This is a genomic window from Aliidiomarina halalkaliphila (assembly GCF_007096385.1).
Lineage (GTDB): Bacteria > Pseudomonadota > Gammaproteobacteria > Enterobacterales > Alteromonadaceae > Aliidiomarina > Aliidiomarina halalkaliphila.
Genome location: NZ_VJWL01000003.1, coordinates 163,210 through 183,753, shown reverse-complemented (window position 1 = coordinate 183,753; position 20,544 = coordinate 163,210). Strand labels below are relative to the sequence as shown.

Below are 20,544 nucleotides of genomic sequence, written 5' to 3'. Positions count from 1 at the left end.
GTTGAAAAAGGCGATGTTGGTTGGTTTCACCCCTGGGGCGTAATTGTTGTTTTGGATGGTTTTGAGGGAGGTGGGTATGCGGTTATTGATGATGGTTTTGGTGGTGCTTGCGGGGCTTAATGCAAGCTCTCCGGTAAAGGCGGGTGAAGACGAAATCTTTATGGCCTTGGATGTATTCTTGCACGGAGCCAGTGTTGGGGATCCTGCAATTCATGATGACTTTTGGGCGGATGAATTGATTTATACCAGCTCAAACGGCACTCGTTTTGGCAAAGCAGAGTTGATGGCGGGGATGGAAGGTCGAGAGCCAACACCCTCCGACGAAGTAACTGTGTGGTACCACGCCGACGATACCTATGTTGATTATGTTCAAGGCGTGGGTATTCTAAATTTTGTACTGGTGGCCCGAAATAAAGAAACCGGAGAAGAGGAACGGTTCCTCAACTCCGGTGTATTTGTATTCCGGGATATGCGTTGGCAAGCCATCAACTGGCATGCCACGCGAAAACAAGATTAAGTTCTAAGCAGTTTCTCCCTCGGCGCGAACGTTTAACGCGGTCGTGCCTTGGGTTTCGAACTCAACTCGGGTCTGCGCAATAGGACTTTCTTCTGAAATCCAATCACGGATTCGGAAAAAGTAACGAACACCGTCGTCACCACCAATGGCACCCTCATCACGTTCTGCATTGAATCCAAGAATCTTTCCTCGCATGATTATTCTCCATTTACGTGATAATCACGAACAGTATAGACCAGAGAAATTAATCATGCGGACCGTCTCAGGAAAAATCAGCGACAGCTTAGAGAATTTTAGTGCGCTCCTAAGTGCATTAGGGAGCGCTTTAGGAGGCGCGCTTAAAATAATGCGCTTTGGCCACATCCGGGTGCGAGCGCAATCGACCCTTCAACACATTCTCACCCACTTGATAAAATAACGGGTTTTCCGGATCAGCACTCGGACCCAAAGCCTGTGCTTTTAGGTCGGCCGGTAAGTTTAACAATGGCACTTCGCTATCCAATTGTGGTGCAACGAAAAACGCACACGAGAATCGGTCGACACCTGCCGGCGGCGTCACCACACGATGATAGGTCGCGCGCAAATAGCCATCCGAGGCAAGCTCTAATAATTCGCCGATGTTCACCACCACAGCACCCTCAAGCGGCGGCACCGATACCCAGCCATCTTGATCTTTTAACACTTCCAAACCACTGTGTTCATCTTGCGTCACAATAGTGAGATAGCCGGGGTCTTTATGCGCGCCCACGCCCTGACGGTCGCCATTGTCATCGGCACCAGGGTAGCGAATCAACTTGGTATGGGTATACGGCTGGGCTACGTTCTCAGCGAAAATATCGCTCGGTTGCTCAAGTGCTTCGGCAAACGCGCTCAGTAAAGTAACCGTCAACTCAGTAAGAGCACGTTGATACGACAACAACGTCGGCTGCAGCTCAGGCAACGCCTGCGGCCACTGATTCGGCCCAACAAGTTGCCACCATTGTGGGTCGCTATCATCGAAATGGGCCCGTGGCAGCTCGTCCATTATATCGAACTGCTCACGTCGATCAGGTTTGCCTTGGGTCAGCTCCCCTTGAAAACGCGTGTACCCGCGAAAATGAGGCGAGTTCACCATCTCCACTGCTAACTTTTCTTCCATAGGAAGATCAAAAAAGCGTTTCGACAGTTGCATGACTTCTTGTTGCAATTGACACAATTCATGCCCGGACACATAAAAAAAGCCCACCGTGCGCGCCGCCTCAGCAAGCTCGCCCAAAAACTTTTGTTTACGTTCGCCGCCCGCGCGTAACTCGCGGACATCCAGTACAGGTAGAATCGTTGTTTGTTGCATACAGGCTCCAAGGTTTTTTGCCTGTGCACAGTATAGGGCGGGTGGGGCAAGTTCCTAAAAACCGTTTCGCTATGTGATAGATCCGAAAGTGCTAGCGCCATACCAAGCCGACACCCCTTGCTTTCCTAACTGCCAGCGCTATCCTAGAACGAAATGCTAAACCAAGGCCGATTGCTTTGTCTCACTTCGCCACCATCCTAATTTCATTGGAAGATGCGCCGGTTCCGATCGAGCGCATTATTCGTATTCCGGCGGATTTCACCCTCGATTTTGTGCACCTGTTTATCCAACGAGCCATGGGTTGGGAAGATGCGCACCTCTATCAATTTAATACGCCGCTAGGAATCATTGATTGCGAACAGGAGCGCGAAGAGCTGTCGGAGTCATTATTTGACCATGAAGTCACTCTAAGAGAAGTATTGCCGGAAGTAGGCGCCTGCATTCATTATGAATATGATTTGGGCGACAGTTGGGTGCACATGATCCAGCTGCTTGAGTACAGTGATGCCGATGCCGGCGACACGGCCCTCCTGAGCGCTACCGGCCGCTGCCCACCCGAAGATTCAGGCGGTGTCGGTGGATATGAGTATATTTTGCATGTACTGGATGAAAAGTTAGACCCTAATGAGCTCGCAGATCTTCATGAATGGCTTGGCTGCAAAACTTGGGACGCCACCGATCCACAGATAGCGACATTGGAAGAAGGATTCCAGAATCTTATCCAGGCCATCTATAAAAATGCCGGTATCGCGCCGCCTTCGTCAGCCATTAACAACGACATCCCGGCGGAAGATTACGATATTCCAGATACGGTGTATCAGTTTCTTGCGCGCCCCTATGATTCACCGGAATTTCTCGAAATTGAAATTCCAGATATTCCACCCAAGGTGCCAATTCTTCATATTCTCGAACCCGTGTTTGAAGCTCTTCGCGCCGGCCCCATCGATCGCGCCCCCTTGCTTGAGCGCGAAACAACACCAGATGATATTGGCGTTGCCGATCTGGATTATCAGGTTCATGCCCTGGGTATTTTAGAATGCACCGACATCGTTGAGATACATGATGATCAGCTTGCCCTCACCGCTCGAGGAAGAAAATTACTTGAGCCGAAACATCGCGCCGAGTTACTGCTTGCTTTAGTCCGCAGCGGCTTGGGGGCTTATAATTGGGCACGCTTTGGCGGACATTCCGACATTCCCGCAATTCAATTTACCTTTCCTTTGGTGTTCTGGAAGTTGAGTCAGTCTGAAGAATGGACACAGATCACCTATTTCACCGACTACTTGGGTGAGTTGATTCCTGATATCTACTTTGAATGTCAGTCGCCATTTATGGGGCCAATTAGCGAGCTTCGGGATACTTGGATTCTGCGCATGCAGGCCATAAGCGAGTTGTTTGGTCTGGTTGAGTTGCGCGGAATCGACGAAACTGTTCACGCGGACATCCGCCCCGGCCCCCACGCCAACCTCTTCCACTGGCACCTCTGAACAATTACGCCCCAGGGGTGAAATTATTGTTGGCGAACGCAGAGCCTTGCCCGCAGGGCTAGAAATTGGTTTTACGAAGGGCTTTTTTGGCGCTGTGTTGCTTTTTGCCGTCGAGACGGCGCTCTTTTGAAGCACGGGTCGGCCGCGTGGGGATGCGTTTTTTGGCTCTCACATTCACCGAGCGCACCAGCGCGATAAATTGCTCCAAGGCAATTTCTCGATTTTGCAGTTGGCTTCGAGTTTCTTGGCATTTAATAATAATCTTACCGCTTTGGGTAATGCGATGATCACTGCGCGCAAGCAACCGCTCTTTATAAAATTCAGGTAACGACGACGCCCGAATATCAAAAATCAGCTGGGCCGCCGTGGCCACTTTATTCACGTTCTGACCACCCGCGCCACCGGAACGAATAAACTGCCACTCCAATTCCGATTCCGGAATCTCAACCCGCTGTGAAATATGAATTGCGCCCACGCACGTTCCCTCTCAAGCCTCTATAACCTTCAATACTGATCAGAATGACTATGTATCGCTCTAGATTCTCAGCATATCATGCACAGAGACAGCGCGCTTTGATACATCCTTGCGGCGCCCGCATTTCCTCGATACGCCCAAAATACAAAAAACTTAGTCAGATCATAGCTGTTGCGCTAGGATGAATACATCATGTTTGGGTATGCAGTAATACGCCCAATCGTACGTCCAAAAACAAGACCCACAAAGGCACACTTATGCATATCCGAAATATATTTCTTATCGCGCTCGCGCTTGCCACCCTCGGGGTGGTTGCGTTTGGGCTCTCGACATTATCCTCAGTACAAGCCGACGAACCTGCCCAGGGCCGCGTGATCCAGAATGCCACTGACTTTGCCATCCTGCCCCCGCGGGCACGCATCGCGCCAGAAAATGAGATGCTCACCGATCGCTTAGAGAACCTACTCCCGCAACTAATGGAAGAGCAGGATATCGATATGTGGTTGGTACTCAACCGTGAAAAAGCCGAAGATCCGATTTACTTTACCCTGGTGCCGCAGCCGACGTTTGCCGCGCGTCGCACCACCATGTTGGTGTTCAATCGTCTTGAAGATGGCACCGTGGAGCGCCTTACGGTGAATCGCTACCCGCTCGGAGCACCGTATGAAGCAGCCTGGCAGGGCGGTAGTTTAGACGAACAGTGGCAAGCCTTGGGCGAGCTGATTGTCAGCAAAGATCCGCGCACAATTGGTATAAACGTGTCGCGGGAATGGTCTGCCGCCGATGGATTGAGCTCGTCGTTACATACCCGCCTGATTGAAGTATTACCGGACGAATATCAAGAACGCATCGTATCCGCAGAAGGCTTAGTGGTGCGCTGGACCGAACAACGTACCGACGCCGAACTCGCGGTGTATCCACATATTGTTGGCATTGCTCGTGGCGTAATCGCCGAAGGCTTTAGCTCGCGGGTGATTACTCCTGGGGTGACCACCACCGACGACGTCGCTTGGTATTTCCGTGAGCGCTTTAAAGAACTGCAATTACCGATTTGGTTTATGCCCTATGTAACTTTCCAGCGCCCGGGCGTTACTTGTGAAGAAGACACACCGTTTTGTGGCGAGTCTGGCGTGATCCAGCGCGGCGATCTGCTGCACACCGATGTAGGCATCTGCTACCTCAAACTCTGCACCGACACCCAAGAAATGGCGTATGTGCTAAAAGCCGATGAAGACGACATCCCACAAGGCTTTAAAGATGCACTGCGTACAGGCAATCGCTGGCAGGATATTCTCACCGGAGAATTCGTGACTGGTCGCACTGGCAACGAAATACTGTTTGCTACCCACGCCAAAGCTGAAGCCGAAGGTATTCTGAGCAGCACCTATACCCACCCTATCGGTTTCTACGGCCATGCCCCGGGACCTACAATTGGTATGTGGGATAACCAAGGTGAAACGCCGGTACAGGGCGATTGGCGCTTATATCCAAATACTGCCTACGCCATTGAAGGCAACATTAAGCAGGCCGTGCCCGAGTGGGACAACCAGCTTGTGCAAATCATGATGGAGCAAAGCGCCTACTTCGACGGCGAGCGCGTGATTTATCTCGCCGGCCGCCAAACCCGCTGGCACCTCGTTCGTTAGCAGATCACGCTATACGCCACATTAAACCTGGCTCTGGGAGCTTAAACAACAATTCCACCCCTGGGGTGGAATTGTTGTTTTTAGGGAATTCTACCCCTGGGGCGTAATTGTTTATTCGGTGTCGGGCATAGCGATAAAGAGGGTGACTAAGGCGATGGAGCCGAGGTATTGGAAGGAGCCCATCAAGGATCCTGCGCCCAATTCCGTTTGCCACATTTGGAAAAACGAACCCGCGATCACGGTGAATAACCCAAACCAGACAATCAAGGCCACACCGGCACCCAGATACAATGTGTTTTTCGCCGCTTGAAAGCTCATGCTGTCATTGGCTCGTGCTTGCCACATCTTCCAGGCACCAATTAGCGCCAAAAATCCTGCCAGCAATTCCAACGCAATCACGATCGTGAGCGCCACCCAAGCCACAGCACCACTAGTGACACCAAACGCAAAGGTATTTGGATACACTTCATGGCCTACATTACCGAGCACATACCCCATAAAGAAGTGTGCTTCATTAATATTGGCAACGTTTTGCAGTGCGTAGAACACGCACATTAAGCCGATAAATAAGGCGAGTATTGTTTTAACTAATCGAAGAGCCATCTCTCGTTCCTTTCATTTTTATTAGTAATGAGAGAGCGACAATCTGTGCTATACCGCTTTTTAGCATCCACTCTGCGGTTTTATTTACTTCAATCCTGAAGCAACTTCAGCGTAGCAAAATAAATTACATCGCGCACTAAATCCGAAAAACCACGCGAATAGTGAGCAAAATAAAATAGAGATACACAAACAAAAGCAACCAATTGGTTAGCCAAATCAGGTAACCAGACAGGTTTTCCATGCCGCTTTCTAACCGGCGTCTTGGATTTAATAGCAGAAGGGTGGTGGGAATATTAAAAATCGCCGACGCAAGCAACGTAGGCAGCGAAATAATAATCACCAGCATGCCAATGCCACCTTGATTGTATGATGGTGCCGAGGTATCGACTTGTTGATACACCAACCAACCAAAGCCAATTCCTATGGCAGCACACACTAGCGCGAGTTGTTGCAGTTTCTTCACGACGGATCGGGCTCAACATAGTCGGGCACGTACTCAAAGCGCGGTTGGCGCTTTCCTTCCCGTTCTATTTGCTCGATGAACATACCAAACGGACGTACCCACAGCCCACGCGCCCCATAACAGGGCCGATAAAGCACCAACCATTCTTCGGTTTCTGAATGTTGTACCAGATCGATCACTTCATACATCGAGCCTTTGTAGTGGCGGTAAAAGCCCTTGGTCAGCTCGGGTTTAAACGACATATCAAAACACCTAATCTCTTTCATGAACCTGTGCCGCTATAAAACGGTCATCCGCACACAATTATGCCCCGACGCTTTCGCAATATCTAATGCGTTTCCACCTTCCTTAAACAAACTGTCAGATGTGATTTGTCCAAACGGAGACACCGCGACACCGATCGTAACGGTCATTACTTTTGCACCTTCCACCTCCGATGTTTCGTGGGGAATCTTTAACTCTTGTACGCGCTGCAACGCCGCTTTTGCGATCCGTTCGGCATCGCTTGCTTCACAGTTTGGCATCAATATCGCAAACGTATTACCACTGAATCGCGCCACCACATCGTCTTGGCGCAGATCAATTTGCGAAATAACCTGTGCGATTTTCTGCAAACTCTCGTCGCCCGCTTGCATACCGTATCGTTGGTTAAAGCGCTTAAAATAATCTGCTTCGATCAAAATCAGTGCCAGCGGCTCCTTGCCACGATTTGCGCGCAACACCGCCCGGGTAAGGTTTTCATCAAAGAACTGGCGATTGGCTATTTGTGTGAGCGAGTCTTTGGTGGCCAATTCTTCCAGTGTGCGCCGCGCCGCATGAAGTTGTTGAGTACGCTCGGTGAGCTTGCGCTGCAAAGCGTCTTTGTCTTGCTCTAAACTGAGCTGAGCGTCAAGGAGATCTGATAGGTTGTAAGCCGTTCCCCAAATATGCGTGATTGCTCCCCGAGAGTTCTTAATCGGCACTAGCAGCGTGCGAAACAGCATCTCTTTACCGTGAACGAATGGACGCTGCTCGAACTCCACGACTTCACCTTTCTCTAAACAGGTAAAATAGCCTGCCAACACGCTATTGTCGTGACCACTCTTTTTGACCACATCGCTAAGTAGAACACCCGGTTTCTGATTTGCGTCCACACGAAAAGCCGCCTCATTGGCAGACACCATTTCAAAATCATCTTGCACAACTTTGCACACCCACATGGGATTGAGGGTTTGCGACCACAGCGTATCAATAAGCTGTCGAAACTGTTTCTCGTTAAAACTTAGGGCATCAGCAGGCACCTAGCTTACTCCACATTAGTGTTCAGATTTGGCAAAAAACATCTCCAGAATCTCGTCCTCAGCTATGGGACGCGAAATTACGTAACCCTGGATTGTTTCGCACTTTAGCTCGCGCAGTAGTTCGACGGTATCTTTATCTTCCACGCCTTCTGCAGTCACCGATAAGCCCAGTGTATGCGCGAGTTCAATAGTAGAACTCACGATGGTAAGGTGACGAGCATTCTTTGTTATATCAAATACAAAACTTCGGTCGAGCTTTATTTCGCCCACCGGAAATTTACTTAAATAAGACAATGATGAATTACCGGTTCCGAAATCGTCTACGGAACAACCAATGCCCATCTCGGTTATTTTTGTTAATGCATAAAGGGCTCTATCTGAATCGTCAATAAATCCTGTTTCAGTAATTTCAAACTGTATACACTTCGGATCGATGTTTTTTATCTCCTTTTCCACAAACTGCACAAAACCTAAATCCGTTAAGTCACGTGTTGATACGTTAATGCTCACCACGATGCCTTTTCCACAGACCCCCCTTCGACGTATCATGGAAATGGTTTCGTGAATAACCCACTGCGTCACTTCCGTGATCATCCCAGACTCTTCCAACAACGGAATAAACTTAGCCGGCGAAACAAGACCTAATTTTGGGTGTTGCCATCTTAATAAAGCCTCGGCTCCTTTAATCAAACCTGTTTTGACATCGAGTTTGGGTTGGTACACCAAAAAGAAATCTTTCATGCCGTCACGATGAAAGTCCTTGAGCAAGCGCAGATCATCAGCGTTGGGCTCAATCGTTACATCGTACTCAATAAATACTTCTTGAGTTTGCTGCGCTTTAGATACAGCCGTTAATGCCTTTCGCAACATTTCATGGGCGTTGTCATGAGGCGCCGTATCTGGGCGACTACGGTGGATCCCAAATGTGAGCAAGGGCTCAAAGTCTAAGGAATTAAACTCAAGAGGCTGCTGGGCTAAAGCAACTATTTCCTCATTGCTAAGCTTTGAGTGAGCAACAACAGCAAATACCCCACCCCCAAAATGAGCAGCATGTTGAAAGCCATCTTTTTTAAGTCGCTCTGAAAATTCTTGGAGTAACGCATTCACAACGGTGTATCCAAACACCGACGTAATCGAGTCGATATTTGTAATACGCACAACCACTACAACGGGATGGCTATTTGGATCACGCTGGAGTTGTTGATCTAAACTATCGGTAAATGCGGGTCGATTATAAATTCCAGTAATGACATCGTGGCGCGAAAGATACTTCAATCGCTCCTGTAAACAAATGCGTTCATTCAATTCATTTTTTATTTGGGCAGTCTTTCGAGCAACTTGCTTTTTCAGTGCGTAACTCCATAAAAATCCTAAGAGGGCCAACACTGAAATAAGGGTAACTAGCCAACCTAATGCTTTCAGATTGTCCGTAAAGGTACGGTCTTGCGATTCAAGGTGCTCAGCCCAATGATTATATACCTTGCTAAAGCCCCCGTTTACTTGCGCCAGCGCAAGATGTGCATTGATCAAATCGAGGACATCTTGATTCCCCTTTTTCACTGCAAAAGCATAGCTTTGCGGCCAGAAAGCAGCGCTTGACCTAACAACGTCTAGGTCAAATAAAGATGCCAGCCGTCTTGATGTTACATCAGCCTCGATACATGCGTCTGCGGTTCTATCGTGAACTAACTGCAAACAATGCAGTTCATCACGTGCATTGATTATCTCAAAGGGTGGTGATTCTTCATGTAATTTCTGAGCGGCAAAGGATCCCGCGGCAACTGACACTGTTCTCCCGCTGAGCTGCTCAAGGTTTCCATACTGAACACCAGAGCGGTGAGAAAAAATCCCGTGCGCCACATAGTGAAAAGGTGCTGAGAAATCAAATACCTTGGAACGCTCTTCCGAAGGTATCAATGCAATTGCATCTGCTTTACCATTGAGAACCGAGTCTAAGGCTTCGTTCCAGGGTAACAGGTTCTGCTGAATAGCAAAGCCGCCTTGTTCAGCTAGATATTGCTCTAAGTCGGTGATGAAACCCTGAGGGCGATTATCGGAGGTCAACCATTGCAGGGGTGGGTAAAATTTAGAGCCAGCAAAGGTTAATTTGGTGATGGGATTCTCACGCTCTTGCCCAGTGTCTGCATGGGCGTTACCAAAGTTCGTGAGAATTAAAAAACTTAAAATCCCTGCGCAATATAGTCGACGAATATCCATACCTTACCCGCTCCCTCAGATACGTAGTTCACGTATTCATAACGCGCTAAATCAACAAGTTACCAAACAAATATGTACATTTTATGACCGACACGCCTCATTTTGGCAATTCTCGAGCGCAACTCCCTACTCAGTGGCATTGTCATCAGCACACAGTTGATCACGACCGTTTTGCTTCGCCACATATAAACGCGAATCGGCTTTTGCATATATTTTCTCGTAGGGCCCTTTTGAATCTGGGCTGTCTGCCACGCCGATACTGACCGTAATGTGTGCGACGTCACCATCGGGCAATTTAATTGGGTTAATGCGGGTTTGTTCACATATACGATGGGCTACATCCACTGACTGCTTGCTTATGGCCGGTATTTGGCAACAACACAGCAAATTCCTCACCTCCAACCCGAGCGGCGATATCACCCTTGCGAATTAACTTTTCTAACTGAGCAGAAAAAACTTTTAAAACATGATCGCCCGCAGGGTGGCCATGGGCGTCATTAATATTTTTGAAATCATCCACATCAATAATTAACGTCGCCGTAGGACGCCCACTGCGTTCTGATTCCGCCATATTTTTCTCGGCGAAATCAAAAAAGAAACGGCGGTTATACAAGCCCGTCATGGGGTCGCGATTGGATTGCTCGCGCAAGCGTTCTTGTAACAAGAAAGTCTCTGTCATATCGGTAGACAGGCCAATAATAATGCGTTCATCGTTAGCCATGGTGTGGGGAACTTTCACCGACCAATATATGCGACGGCCACCATCGGCGGTAATCACATCTTCACGAAACTTCTGAGCTTGCCCAGATTCAAATACCTTACGGTTATGCTCGGCTAACGATTTAAATGTTGCTTCATCAACAAGCTCCGATATTTTCATGTTCTTGAGTTCAGCTTGGGTATGTTGAAACTGCTCTGCCAAGCACCGGTTGCTGTAGACCAAACGGTTATCTTCATCGAGCATAAAAATGCTCGAATCGATATTGTCCATCACGATATTTAGCATCTCGTTCTGATGCTTGAGTTCACGCTCAAGGGCTTTTCTTTCCGTGATGTCGGTGGAAATACCAAACATACCGATGAGCTTCTGGCTGTCGTCGTATAACGGCTGCTTCACGGTGAGATATGTCAATCGCTCGCCAGTCGACTTTAAATAGTTCACTTCTTCGGTTTCGTGCACTTGGCCGGATTCCATCACATGACGATCGTTTTCTCTAAGTTCCGCAGAACGTTCCAGATCAAAAAACGCTTCATCGGTTTGGCCCACAATTTCTTCCAGTGAAGCACCAAACAATTCCTGCACCTGACGGTTCACATAAATGTACCGCCCTTCGGTGTCTTTGATGTACACATACGCACCCACATTATCCAACACAGTCGTGAGGATTTCTGCGGGAATTCCAATGCGTTGTAAGGGCTCCAACATCAATGCAGATCTCCGAACTTCGTGAGTTTTGTGGTGACTTTAGGAACAATGCGCCACTGATTGATAGTAGTTCATTAATCCTAAAATCACTGTGAATTCTTCCATTATATGCCGTTGATCATATTATCGTCCGCGCACGTACTCTTAGATACATGGATTAACCTTGGATGCTTATGCGAGTGATATTTACCGCAATAATGTTTGGCGCACTGCTTGTACTAGTCGCGTGCCAACCTACACGCGTGCTCAATACTGTGGTGCCGTCTGGCAGCTACCATGCCCACACCGATGTGATTTATGGTGAACACGAACGTCAGCGCATGGATATCTATCTGCCACAGCAAGAAAAAATAAAGGAACAAGTTATAGTATTCGTATATGGCGGCGCTTGGGATCAAGGGGATAAGAAAGAATTTGAATTTGTGGGGCAGGCATTTGCCCGACTTGGCTATATCACCGTGGTACCCAACTATCGCTTATACCCGGATGTGGAGTTCCCTGATTTCATTCAAGATGTCGCTGTGGCCATCGCAGAGATCCCAGCTACTCTGCAGGCTCGCAATATCGATAACTGCCCATCAGGGCGACAGGTAATTCTCATGGGCCACTCCGCCGGTGCCCATAGTGCCGCTATGCTGGTGGCCGATCCGCAGTATTCCCACACTGCCGGCATCGACGATCTCACCATCTCCGCGTTGGTAGGTATGTCTGGCCCCTACGATTTACCCCTTGAGCATGAGCGCGTAAAAGACAAGTTCTCCCAAGTTGAAGGCGAAGAAGCCAACCCGGTTGCGCTCGCTCACGCCGAGATGCCGCCAACTCTTCTGCTCCATGGCGGTCAAGATACGGTGGCCGAGCCATTGCATACGGAAAAATTTGCACAGCGCCTGCGCGAGCTTGATGTGCATGTGGATGTGCATAGGTACGACCGCGCCCGGCATGTGGCGCTGGTGGCAAGTTTAGCGTCGCCTCTGCGCTTCTGGACGCCCGCCTATAACGATATTCAAGCGTTCCTAACCGAGCAACAATTGGATGGGGAGTGCTTCCCGGAAGGCCCGCATTAACGGGCGTCGAGGGTAAACGATAGAATTTTTGAAAGGTGCGCGTAAGGCAAACCCGTTTCTTCGTGCCATTGATTAAACACTTTTTGCGCTTGTTTTAGGCCTTTTTGCGACGTTGGATTGGCATCAAGCAAGTTGTGATTCACCAGTGCTGCCGTAACATCGCTCGAGAGAATAAAGCCATCCCAGCCCACCATACGCAAAAAATATTGGGCACTGGCCCCGCCCAAGCGCGACCCGTTTTTCTTCAGCCAGAGCAATAAGCCGACTTGGTCATGCGATGGCCATTGCGCCAGGAACTCGCCAAAACTGCCGTATCGCTCCGCGACTTCAACGATCATAAACGCGTTTTGCGGCACCGTATTAATCTTCTGCATATTGCGCACAATACGCTCGTCGCGCCCCAGAGCCTCTAAACGCTCCGGCGGCACCTGCTGCCAATACAACGGCAGAAAACCACTAAAGGCTTCTTCAAAACCCGGCCATTTGTTCTCAATAATGCGCCACACAAATCCCGCCCGAAACACGCATTTGGTGATCGTCGCCAAATACCGATCATCACCCAACGCCCGCAGCTCATCCGCAGTGGCCACGTAAGGTAAGCGCTCACTCACCTTTTGCAAGCCACCCTTTCGCTCTAGTGCCCGTTGGTAAAATATTTCAAATTTCATGGGATGGGGTTACCTTAGCCAAGATAAAAACTCTCCAGTGCGACACAATATGTCGCACAAGCTCGCTAATCTAAATCCGTCGAATCTAAGGAAGGATAAGTGGCACAGGATGTGCCGACAAGGGTTTTATCCTGCTTTACTTTTTTTAAACCACGTCGCAACGTTCTTGTGGGTTCCGGTGGAATAAACAAGCGCTTCGGAGTAAATTGGCTACTATTAATTTCTATAATGGTTAAAACCACCAACCCCAACGTGGAGCAATGCAGCATGAGCAGCGCAGCACAAAAAGAATTCAACAGCTTCAAAGAGTTTTACCCGTATTACCTCAAAGAGCATCGTAATCGTACGTCCCGTCGTTTGCATGTGGTGGGCACTTTGTTGGTGGTTGCGATTGTTCTGTATGTGTTGTTTACCGGCGCATGGGTGTGGTTATGGGCGGTGCCTGTGGTGGGTTACGGCTTCGCTTGGGTGGGGCATTTCTTTTTCGAGAAAAACAAACCCGCCACCTTTAAGCATCCCTTATACAGCTTGATGGGCGATTGGGTGATGCTTAAGGATGTGTTGACGGGTAGATTACCCTGGTAACAGCATCGCGCGTATAAATGGACAACGCGCCCAATCCGCTCCATGCTTGATTTGTATTTGTTTTTTCACAACACCCTGTGATCAATTTCACGTTGTTGGGCGTTTTATACGAGTTATCTCGTAACTTTTCAGGGACATAATAAAATGAAACGGCCTGATCAATTTCCCCTCGCGGTGCGCTACGGTTTAATTGCTGTGATTGTAGGCGGGCTTGCCCTGCTCTTTCTCGCAGTAGCTTCTGGCTTTGGTCAGCGCGTGGTTACCGCACAAGAATTCGTAAATTTCCAAGAAGGCGGCAATCCCCATCAGGGATTTCGGCGCGCTCATGCCAAAGGCTTTTGTATCGCCGGTGAATTTATTGCCAGTAATCACGTCGGGGCATATACCACTGCCGCGGTGTTTAACCAACGCAGTACGCCTTTTACCGGACGCATCTCTACGGGTGGTGGGAACCCCACAGCACCGGATCTTGCGTCGTCGGTACGCAGTTTGGCATTGAGCTTTAATCCGGGTACCCGTGATGCATGGCATACCGCGATGAATACGCCACCGGTGATGCCGGTGCGAACACCAGAAGATTTCTATGCCTTTGCCCAAGTCTTTGCGCCGGATCCGGAAACGGGCCAACAGAACCCAGAGCGCATTGGCGCCTTCCTCGCGGCGCATCCGGAAACTCAAGCGGTGCGAGAATGGCAAGCGAGCTACACGCCTACGGGCAGTTTTGCTACCGAAACCTACAACAGTATTAATGCGTTTTACTTAGTCGATAATGAGCGCAACAAGCGAGCTATTCGTTGGTCGGCGAAACCGAGTGCCCGGGCCGTTGCGGGCAGTGTGATTGAGCTCACTGATGATCCTAATGCGTTGCGCAATGAGTTCATGGCCCGGCTCGAGCATGGTCCGATTGTGTTCGATATGATCTTCACCTTTGCCAATGATAGCGACGATGAAACGGATCCCACTGTGCTTTGGGGCGACGACCGCGAGCAACGCTTAGCGGGAATTATTATGGTTCATCGGGCGACCCCGGAAGCAGATGGCAACTGTGACGCTATCAATTTTGATCCCTTAATCCTACCGCGGGGCATGGCACCCACCGACGATAAAATTCTACGGGCGCGATCTGCTGCTTATGCAGAATCCTACCGCCGGCGGGCTCGAGAAAATCTGATGAATGCTCGCGGGGAGGGATCACAATGAGTACACATAACTATCATCTTGCCGCGCGTATCATGCATTGGAGTATGGCCCTGCTCATCCTGTCGATGTTGTTTGCTGGTTTAGCTATGGTGCAAAGCCTCGAACCTTGGCATTTAACCTTTCTGCAGTTGCACAAATCCTTTGGGGTGGTCGCCTTGCTTGCGGTGATTGCTCGCGTCGTTGTGCGCTTACGGTTTACACCGCCGCCGTTGCCCAGCTCAGTGCCGGTACTACAACAGAAAATCGCCAAGTTTTCGCATATGTTGCTCTACCTTGCCATGTTTGCCATGCCCCTATCGGGCTACCTGATGCAAAGTGCTGCAGGGCGTCCCGTGGTGGTATTTGATCTATTCGCGCTGCCTCAGATTCTGCCGCAGAATTTGGCGCTGTACGGATTCCTGCGCGAATTTCATGGTTGGGTGGCTTGGGCATTTATTGCACTGATTCTAGTCCATATCGGTGCAGCGCTACATCATGGTTTGATTAAACGTGATGGGGTATTGCAACAAATGCTGGGCAGCAAACCTAAAGACTAAGCCGCAGGCTTTGCTGTATTTCTTTTATAAGGCCACTGGGCACCTCGTGCTCCGTGGCCAACTCCTGCCAACGTGACACACTCGCAATCACTTCATCGATGATATTGTTCACTCTGCGCTTGCTAAACAGTGGACTCACCGGTGCGAGTGAATAGAAATCCTCGCGCGTGAAATCATCCCGTTTGCCATTGAGGGTCATCCAGTGGCTATTCACCCATTTGCTCCCGGGCTTGTAACTGAAGGCGATATCGTAGGCCGGGGCGAGGGTCCAGGTTTTATCGCGCAACATAAAGGCGAAGTTCTTGGCATGATCGTCGTGATTGCGCGCCACAATATTGAATACCATTCGGCGAAATAATTGCTCCGCTTCTTTGCCACTGAGGCGCAATTGGCGCGCAACGCCAAATAACTCGGCGTACGAGAACGATCCGGGCTTTTTATAATCCACGTGGGCCAGCCCGTTTAATGTGGACACATGAACTTTCTCGTTGCCCACACGATCAAATCGCTGGGTAATAAAATGGCGTCGATTGCCTTCGGGTAATAGATGGCAGGGCATCATGGTGATGCCGCAGTCTTGGGCCATCAGTGAATATACATATTCCATGGCTCCAAAGCCCAGAGGATCACCGAAAGTTTCTTGGTTAGGGTTATGCTCGCTTACCCCATCAAACTTCATCAAATAATGGGTAAACCCGTCTGGCACGTCGGTTTGCCCCGAGCGCACTTGGCTAAAATCTTCGTTAAAGGCCAGAACGGCTTTGGGACGCGCACCCCCGGCACTCATACCCACGGTAAATAGTGCCATCATGGCTTCTTTGTCTTCACGGCCATCGAGCGTGAGCTTGGCGCTAAAGTCGGTGCGGGCATCGAGAATTTCTTGAGCCAGGGCCACCAATGATTGCACGTCCACTTTTTGTGTGGCGTTTAGGTGCTTCATTCGGGTTGCCGGGGCGTATTCCAAGGCGCCCATGCCGCGTTTACCGGTGTATTGCAGGCGCTGTAAGGGCGTGATCTCATGCACGGATTTACCTCGCGAGGCGACCCACGCATTGAGCACGGCATTGCCGAAATCATCCGGTAAGGAATCGGCAATCATGCCCGGCAAGCCCTTAAAAGTGGCGTAGTCGAGGTTGGGAAAACTATAGATTTGCTTGGACAGTGGCATTTTAATGGGGGCAAGCTCAATGCCCGACGCAATAAATGAATCGGCGTACTCGAAAGCACCAAGACCACGCTCGGTATCGAAACTGACTGCGCCGACCGTTTGCCCCTGATAGTTCACCTCAACCACTTCCATTACCATTCTGGCGTGTCCTCATTCTCTGTTGAGCTTGTGGCGCTTCCTGATCGCGCTCGCAGCCCAGAAGCGCGTTGGCGTTGCTTGCCTTGCAACTTGGCTAACTGAATGGGCGACAGCGGCTGCGGCGGCAAAAAGCGATCCAGATGCTCGGTTAATTCCAAAGCATCCAGAATAGCAACAAAGACCACCAGCTGTGCCTTGCCTTTCTCGGCATTTACCACAGCTTTACGCGATACTCCGGCCCGCTCGGCTACTTGCTCTTGGGTGTAATCGCGATTCAGCCGTGCTTGTTTTAAGCGCTGCCCGAGCTCTTCCGCTATAGCTGATGATGACCTTGTACTCATGTAATGTCCTTTAATTTGCTCATTATTGCCTTATATGTTTTTAATGTACTTATTATAGCACACTATAGAAATAAGCAATAAAGAGCTTTATTCGTTACATTATAGCTTTAAAATTATTTAATGTGCTTTTACAGGGTCATTATATGACTTGTGTGTTCTGTATGCTATTGGGTGTTCTGTGGCCTATTTTCCGATGACGGCCAGATCGAAACTCGCGGTATCGGCTTCCTAACCCTTGGCTACCGCTTCTAATCCGCTTCGTATTCCAATAAATCCCCTGGCTGACAATTGAGTGCTGCGCAGATAGCAGCCAGGGTGCTAAAACGAATGGCTTTCACTTTGCCGGTTTTAAGCAGTGACAGGTTGGTCATGGAAATCCCTACCCGCTCCGATAATTCCGTGAGCGACATCTTATTCTTGGCCAATTCCACATCGAGATTTACGCGTATATTCATCGCAACTGCACTCCTAGATCGGGGCCCATACTAAACCACTTCAACGCTGTGGTCGTTGCGGAAGAATTGAATGGCCAAAAGCACAAGCAGCACTGGGAATAAGAACACGTTCACTACAGCAAGAATGATGGTGAGTTGCATCAGGCTTAACAACAAAATACCAATGGCGAAGATTTTGATTAATGTCGGTAGGGCCGCGAAACGGATCAGCAAGCTGATGGCAAAGATCAATGCAACCAGAGAGTACAACACTAACAGAGTGATACTCGCGCCAAGCACTAAGAACATCACCGAGCTGGTCACTTCTGGAATCAAGCCGACAGCAACGGCGACATCAAACAAGACAGTACTTGTAAACACCACAACAATTCCGGCCATTACATATAAAAGTATCGCGGGTAACTCGCCATTCACTTGGTCTTTGCACATACGGGCCAGCATCACATAGACATAGACTTCAAGCGCGCCTATCAGCACAAACAACGCATCCCAGCCGTTTAGTGTCATTAAATCATCACGCAGGATTTCTTGGAAATTTGTGACGGCCAGATAGTTCACCGGGTGTAACCAGTAGATTGGGAACAATACAGCGAGTAATAACGCGGCCACTCCGGCCCATTGATAAGGATTGGAATTCATGGTGTCTCTCCTTGCGCTAACCAAACCCACAGGGAACATTTCGGCTATCGCTTAAATTAGTTAGTTTGCGCGCTCATCTTTACGTTCTATAAATGAGCAACTGATGAGAATATAGATAATCAATTTATGATTTGCAATTATTATTTTATGTTTATCATAAATTTATTTATGTTAGCCCAAGTTATACAACTCACAACAAATGGCTTGGCTTTCACTTTAATTTGGTTATGATGGGGAGACGATATAAGGACGTAATGGGCGCAAGGAGTAGTATCTGCCATGGAAGAATTAGTACTGATTGTTGATTTAGAAGCCACCTGTTGGGATGATCATGTTCCGGGCTTACACCGCATGCAGACCGTTGAAGATATGGAAGTGATTGAGTTTGGTTGTGTTGTGGCAACACTGCAAGGTGAGGTGATTGATTCCCGCTCTTTTTTGGTACGCCCTCTAGAACGTCCGACTTTAAGTGAATTTTGCACCTCGCTGACGAGCATAACCCAAAGCGATGTTGATCAAGCCGATTTATACCCTCAGGTGATTGCGGCCATGGATCACTGGCTCGCTAATTATTCATTTGTGTGCTGGGGCTCTTGGGGCAACTACGATCGCAATCAAATTACCGTGGAACAGAATCGTCACCAATGCGCGCCTAAGTTTTTTGCGCTCCCCCACGTGAACTTAAAAACCTTATGGCGCAAAAGTAACGGCCTCTCCCGCAAAGCAAAAAGTGGCTTGCTACACGCCCTTGAATATCACCAGTTTAAATTCGCTGGGGCCCATCACCGGGGTATCGACGATGCTTTGAATGTGGCCCGATTGCTGCCGTTTATTGATTTACAAGCATCATAGAGAGGCGAATTAACCGTCGGCTATCGAGATTCCGGTGACGGTTACGGTTACGGTTACGGTTTCAGAGTGGAACCGGGAATTAACTAACAAGCCATCGTAAGATAGCGGATTTGTCCTAGAAAACTTCGGGTTACCGGACCGAGAAGCTCGGCATCGGTGAAGTTCAGATAGAAGTTCGTGGAGCGCACAGCACCGCGGTCCAAGTTCAATGCCTGTAGGCTACCATCGGTTAAACTAGTTGCCACCGCGTGCTCGGGTAGCCAGGCGTAGCCTAAACCCCGGCGAATGAGCTCAATGGAGCTGGCAATATGGCTAACGGTCCAGCGCTGATCGGCCCCCAGCCAGCCATAATTGGTTTGCTTTTTGAGGGCGGAATCCCGCAATACGATTTGGCGGTGGGCCTTGAGATGTTCTAGCGTGAGGGGTTCCAGCGCTTTACTTAAAGGATGATCGTTACTAGCCACCAACACAAACTTTACCGTGCAAATATCTTCACTGAGATTTTCCGAGAGGGTGAAAGGCGACAGCGACACGTCGGCCTTGCCCTGCTGCAGCAATTCGTCGGCACCGGAGAGAATGGTTTCAAGCACCTCGATACGAATCAGCGGGAACTCTTCCGAAACATTAGAGAGTGCTTGATACAATGGCTCTTTTGGAAAGGCTTCATCGACGGCAATGCGTAGGCTCGATTCAATGCCCACCTGCATATTACTGGCCACATGTTCCATTCGCTCTACTTCGTGAAGTAAATAGTCGATGCGTCGCAATAGGTGCTCACCCGCAGCAGTAAGCACTAACTTACGACCATGCATTTGAAATAACTCGACACCCAACTGCTGCTCTAATTTCTGCACCGCATTGTGCACACTCGACGGGCTTTTGTGGATGCGTTCGGCGGCTTGATTAAAGCCACCGAACTCTACCACTGCTTTGAACATTTGCCATTGGGTGATGGTCGAGCGCGCCATAGGAAGCTCCGTTATGCACGGCTTATTTGGTAAGCGCTCCGTCGGCGGAAAGTTTCCCGGCTCCGGTGAACGCTAACGACACACTGGCCGCTAGTAACGCTAATCCAAACTCATAGCCGTTGTTTGCTAGAAATAATCCGTGCTCAAAATGCACAGCGAAAATGGCCACAATCATGGTGAAGGCGAGTACCACGGCCGATGGTCTAGTCAGTACGCCGAGAATCAAAAACAGACCACCAAAGAACTCTGCGGCACCGGCAAGAAATGCCATGAGTAGTCCCGGAGCCAAGCCAATACTTTCCATCCAGCCAGCAGTGCCCTCTAAACCGTGGCCGCCAAACCAGCCAAATAGCTTTTGCGCACCGTGGGCGGCAAAAATAATGCCTACGGGCACGCGCAATACTAAAGCGCCCCAGCCACCGTCCGTGGTAAATAATTTACGTAACCATGCGTGTTTTTTCATGAATGATGTTGTCATCAGAATGC

25 protein-coding genes are annotated in these 20,544 nt (G+C 49.3%); 8 read left to right on the top strand and 17 right to left on the bottom strand.

Annotated features, from left to right (window positions below; translation table 11 throughout):
• Positions 1-76: 76 nt before the first annotated feature.
• On the top strand, positions 77-517 hold the full coding sequence (locus tag FM042_RS09530) for a nuclear transport factor 2 family protein (protein WP_185960761.1): 441 nt from the start codon (positions 77-79) through the stop codon (positions 515-517).
• A gap of 3 nt (positions 518-520) precedes the next feature.
• On the opposite strand, the gene FM042_RS09525 is transcribed toward FM042_RS09530, so the two are convergent.
• Together FM042_RS09525 and FM042_RS09520 are read right to left on the bottom strand one after the other, a co-directional pair.
• Entirely contained in the window at positions 521-712 is a 192-nt protein-coding gene (locus FM042_RS09525) for a hypothetical protein (protein ID WP_143236197.1), read from the bottom strand.
• 130 nt (positions 713-842) lie between these two features.
• Positions 843-1,847 carry an isopenicillin N synthase family dioxygenase gene (locus FM042_RS09520; protein ID WP_143236196.1) on the bottom strand — a complete coding sequence of 335 codons (1,005 nt, stop codon included), beginning with the start codon at positions 1,845-1,847 and terminating at the stop codon, positions 843-845.
• A 176-nt stretch (positions 1,848-2,023) separates the two neighbouring features.
• On the opposite strand from FM042_RS09520, the gene FM042_RS09515 reads away from it, so the two are divergent.
• On the top strand, positions 2,024-3,334 hold the full coding sequence (locus FM042_RS09515; RefSeq protein WP_185960760.1) for a plasmid pRiA4b ORF-3 family protein: 1,311 nt from the start codon (positions 2,024-2,026) through the stop codon (positions 3,332-3,334).
• A gap of 58 nt (positions 3,335-3,392) precedes the next feature.
• On the opposite strand, the gene arfB is transcribed toward FM042_RS09515, so the two are convergent.
• Positions 3,393-3,809, bottom strand: coding sequence for an alternative ribosome rescue aminoacyl-tRNA hydrolase ArfB (gene arfB / locus FM042_RS09510; RefSeq protein WP_143236194.1), 417 nt, complete (start codon positions 3,807-3,809; stop codon positions 3,393-3,395).
• A 257-nt stretch (positions 3,810-4,066) separates the two neighbouring features.
• Here arfB and FM042_RS09505 point away from each other — a divergent pair, with 257 nt between their 5' ends.
• The gene (locus FM042_RS09505; RefSeq protein ID WP_143236193.1) at positions 4,067-5,455 is read left to right on the top strand and encodes a M24 family metallopeptidase; all 1,389 of its coding nucleotides are present in this window, start codon (positions 4,067-4,069) and stop codon (positions 5,453-5,455) included.
• Positions 5,456-5,566: 111 nt separating this feature from the next.
• Here FM042_RS09505 and FM042_RS09500 read toward each other — a convergent pair whose 3' ends face one another.
• The 7 genes from FM042_RS09500 to FM042_RS09470 all read right to left on the bottom strand — a co-directional run bounded on the left by FM042_RS09500 (position 5,567) and on the right by FM042_RS09470 (position 11,444).
• Complete coding sequence (locus tag FM042_RS09500) at positions 5,567-6,058, bottom strand: DUF2165 family protein (RefSeq protein WP_143236192.1); 492 nt, start codon at positions 6,056-6,058, stop codon at positions 5,567-5,569.
• Between the two features lie 136 nt (positions 6,059-6,194).
• Complete coding sequence (locus FM042_RS09495; RefSeq protein WP_143236191.1) at positions 6,195-6,521, bottom strand: hypothetical protein; 327 nt, start codon at positions 6,519-6,521, stop codon at positions 6,195-6,197.
• Complete coding sequence (locus FM042_RS09490) at positions 6,518-6,763, bottom strand: DUF1653 domain-containing protein (RefSeq protein ID WP_143236190.1); 246 nt, start codon at positions 6,761-6,763, stop codon at positions 6,518-6,520. Before FM042_RS09490 ends, FM042_RS09495 begins: the two co-directional genes overlap by 4 nt.
• Before the next feature lie 36 nt (positions 6,764-6,799).
• A complete protein-coding gene (locus tag FM042_RS09485) occupies positions 6,800-7,801 on the bottom strand; it encodes a GGDEF domain-containing protein (protein WP_143236189.1) in 1,002 nt (333 codons plus the stop codon).
• 15 nt (positions 7,802-7,816) lie between these two features.
• Complete coding sequence (locus tag FM042_RS09480) at positions 7,817-10,018, bottom strand: EAL domain-containing protein (RefSeq protein WP_143236188.1); 2,202 nt, start codon at positions 10,016-10,018, stop codon at positions 7,817-7,819.
• Positions 10,019-10,144: 126 nt separating this feature from the next.
• Positions 10,145-10,363, bottom strand: coding sequence for a GGDEF domain-containing protein (locus FM042_RS12000; RefSeq protein ID WP_185960759.1), 219 nt, complete (start codon positions 10,361-10,363; stop codon positions 10,145-10,147).
• Positions 10,338-11,444 carry a sensor domain-containing diguanylate cyclase gene (locus FM042_RS09470; protein ID WP_143236186.1) on the bottom strand — a complete coding sequence of 369 codons (1,107 nt, stop codon included), beginning with the start codon at positions 11,442-11,444 and terminating at the stop codon, positions 10,338-10,340. The genes FM042_RS12000 and FM042_RS09470 overlap by 26 nt, the downstream gene beginning before the upstream one ends.
• A gap of 167 nt (positions 11,445-11,611) precedes the next feature.
• Here FM042_RS09470 and FM042_RS09465 point away from each other — a divergent pair, with 167 nt between their 5' ends.
• Positions 11,612-12,508, top strand: coding sequence for an alpha/beta hydrolase (locus FM042_RS09465; protein WP_143236185.1), 897 nt, complete (start codon positions 11,612-11,614; stop codon positions 12,506-12,508).
• On the opposite strand, the gene FM042_RS09460 is transcribed toward FM042_RS09465, so the two are convergent.
• Positions 12,505-13,176 carry a DNA-3-methyladenine glycosylase I gene (locus FM042_RS09460; RefSeq protein WP_143236184.1) on the bottom strand — a complete coding sequence of 224 codons (672 nt, stop codon included), beginning with the start codon at positions 13,174-13,176 and terminating at the stop codon, positions 12,505-12,507. The two genes, FM042_RS09465 and FM042_RS09460, sit on opposite strands and share 4 nt — an antisense overlap.
• Before the next feature lie 267 nt (positions 13,177-13,443).
• Between FM042_RS09460 and FM042_RS09455 the strand changes: the two genes are divergently transcribed.
• The 3 genes from FM042_RS09455 (at position 13,444) to FM042_RS09445 (ending at position 15,497) form a co-directional block, all read left to right on the top strand.
• Positions 13,444-13,761 carry a DUF962 domain-containing protein gene (locus FM042_RS09455; RefSeq protein WP_143236183.1) on the top strand — a complete coding sequence of 106 codons (318 nt, stop codon included), beginning with the start codon at positions 13,444-13,446 and terminating at the stop codon, positions 13,759-13,761.
• 144 nt (positions 13,762-13,905) lie between these two features.
• A complete protein-coding gene (locus FM042_RS09450; protein ID WP_143236182.1) occupies positions 13,906-14,961 on the top strand; it encodes a catalase family peroxidase in 1,056 nt (351 codons plus the stop codon).
• Complete coding sequence (locus FM042_RS09445; protein ID WP_143236181.1) at positions 14,958-15,497, top strand: cytochrome b; 540 nt, start codon at positions 14,958-14,960, stop codon at positions 15,495-15,497. Before FM042_RS09450 ends, FM042_RS09445 begins: the two co-directional genes overlap by 4 nt.
• Here FM042_RS09445 and FM042_RS09440 read toward each other — a convergent pair.
• From FM042_RS09440 to FM042_RS09425, 4 genes are all read right to left on the bottom strand, one after another.
• The gene (locus FM042_RS09440; RefSeq protein ID WP_143236180.1) at positions 15,487-16,803 is read right to left on the bottom strand and encodes a type II toxin-antitoxin system HipA family toxin; all 1,317 of its coding nucleotides are present in this window, start codon (positions 16,801-16,803) and stop codon (positions 15,487-15,489) included. The genes FM042_RS09445 and FM042_RS09440 overlap by 11 nt on opposite strands.
• On the bottom strand, positions 16,797-17,144 hold the full coding sequence (locus tag FM042_RS09435) for a helix-turn-helix transcriptional regulator (protein WP_143236179.1): 348 nt from the start codon (positions 17,142-17,144) through the stop codon (positions 16,797-16,799). Before FM042_RS09435 ends, FM042_RS09440 begins: the two co-directional genes overlap by 7 nt.
• 248 nt (positions 17,145-17,392) lie before the next feature.
• Positions 17,393-17,599 (bottom strand): helix-turn-helix domain-containing protein, encoded by a 207-nt coding sequence (locus tag FM042_RS09430; protein WP_143236178.1) that lies wholly within the window; start codon positions 17,597-17,599, stop codon positions 17,393-17,395.
• 30 nt (positions 17,600-17,629) lie between these two features.
• On the bottom strand, positions 17,630-18,238 hold the full coding sequence (locus FM042_RS09425; RefSeq protein WP_143236177.1) for a hypothetical protein: 609 nt from the start codon (positions 18,236-18,238) through the stop codon (positions 17,630-17,632).
• 279 nt (positions 18,239-18,517) lie between these two features.
• Here FM042_RS09425 and FM042_RS09420 point away from each other — a divergent pair, with 279 nt between their 5' ends.
• The gene (locus FM042_RS09420) at positions 18,518-19,090 is read left to right on the top strand and encodes a 3'-5' exonuclease (protein WP_143236176.1); all 573 of its coding nucleotides are present in this window, start codon (positions 18,518-18,520) and stop codon (positions 19,088-19,090) included.
• A gap of 83 nt (positions 19,091-19,173) precedes the next feature.
• Here FM042_RS09420 and FM042_RS09415 read toward each other — a convergent pair whose 3' ends face one another.
• Positions 19,174-20,058, bottom strand: coding sequence for a LysR family transcriptional regulator (locus tag FM042_RS09415; protein ID WP_143236175.1), 885 nt, complete (start codon positions 20,056-20,058; stop codon positions 19,174-19,176).
• Positions 20,059-20,080: 22 nt separating this feature from the next.
• Positions 20,081-20,521, bottom strand: a complete 441-nt coding sequence (locus FM042_RS09410) for a DoxX family protein (RefSeq protein WP_143236341.1) — start codon at positions 20,519-20,521, stop codon at positions 20,081-20,083.
• Between the last annotated feature and the right edge of the window lie 23 nt (positions 20,522-20,544).

Bases quoted from the DNA above. Each gene is read 5' to 3' on its own strand.
- FM042_RS09440 (WP_143236180.1), bottom strand. From the start codon at position 16,803: ATGGTAATGGAAGTGGTTGAGGTGAACTATCAGGGGCAAACGGTCGGC.
- FM042_RS09420 (WP_143236176.1), top strand. From the start codon at position 18,518: ATGGAAGAATTAGTACTGATTGTTGATTTAGAAGCCACCTGTTGGGAT.
- FM042_RS09480 (WP_143236188.1), bottom strand. From the start codon at position 10,018: ATGGATATTCGTCGACTATATTGCGCAGGGATTTTAAGTTTTTTAATT.
- FM042_RS09415 (WP_143236175.1), bottom strand. From the start codon at position 20,058: ATGGCGCGCTCGACCATCACCCAATGGCAAATGTTCAAAGCAGTGGTA.
- FM042_RS09490 (WP_143236190.1), bottom strand. From the start codon at position 6,763: ATGTCGTTTAAACCCGAGCTGACCAAGGGCTTTTACCGCCACTACAAA.
- FM042_RS09455 (WP_143236183.1), top strand. From the start codon at position 13,444: ATGAGCAGCGCAGCACAAAAAGAATTCAACAGCTTCAAAGAGTTTTAC.
- FM042_RS09460 (WP_143236184.1), bottom strand. From the start codon at position 13,176: ATGAAATTTGAAATATTTTACCAACGGGCACTAGAGCGAAAGGGTGGC.
- FM042_RS09500 (WP_143236192.1), bottom strand. From the start codon at position 6,058: ATGGCTCTTCGATTAGTTAAAACAATACTCGCCTTATTTATCGGCTTA.
- FM042_RS09425 (WP_143236177.1), bottom strand. From the start codon at position 18,238: ATGAATTCCAATCCTTATCAATGGGCCGGAGTGGCCGCGTTATTACTC.
- FM042_RS09410 (WP_143236341.1), bottom strand. From the start codon at position 20,521: ATGAAAAAACACGCATGGTTACGTAAATTATTTACCACGGACGGTGGC.
- FM042_RS09530 (WP_185960761.1), top strand. From the start codon at position 77: ATGCGGTTATTGATGATGGTTTTGGTGGTGCTTGCGGGGCTTAATGCA.
- FM042_RS09430 (WP_143236178.1), bottom strand. From the start codon at position 17,599: ATGAATATACGCGTAAATCTCGATGTGGAATTGGCCAAGAATAAGATG.
- FM042_RS09445 (WP_143236181.1), top strand. From the start codon at position 14,958: ATGAGTACACATAACTATCATCTTGCCGCGCGTATCATGCATTGGAGT.
- FM042_RS09450 (WP_143236182.1), top strand. From the start codon at position 13,906: ATGAAACGGCCTGATCAATTTCCCCTCGCGGTGCGCTACGGTTTAATT.
- FM042_RS09525 (WP_143236197.1), bottom strand. From the start codon at position 712: ATGCGAGGAAAGATTCTTGGATTCAATGCAGAACGTGATGAGGGTGCC.
- FM042_RS09470 (WP_143236186.1), bottom strand. From the start codon at position 11,444: ATGTTGGAGCCCTTACAACGCATTGGAATTCCCGCAGAAATCCTCACG.
- FM042_RS09465 (WP_143236185.1), top strand. From the start codon at position 11,612: ATGCTTATGCGAGTGATATTTACCGCAATAATGTTTGGCGCACTGCTT.
- FM042_RS09435 (WP_143236179.1), bottom strand. From the start codon at position 17,144: ATGAGTACAAGGTCATCATCAGCTATAGCGGAAGAGCTCGGGCAGCGC.
- FM042_RS09520 (WP_143236196.1), bottom strand. From the start codon at position 1,847: ATGCAACAAACAACGATTCTACCTGTACTGGATGTCCGCGAGTTACGC.
- FM042_RS09505 (WP_143236193.1), top strand. From the start codon at position 4,067: ATGCATATCCGAAATATATTTCTTATCGCGCTCGCGCTTGCCACCCTC.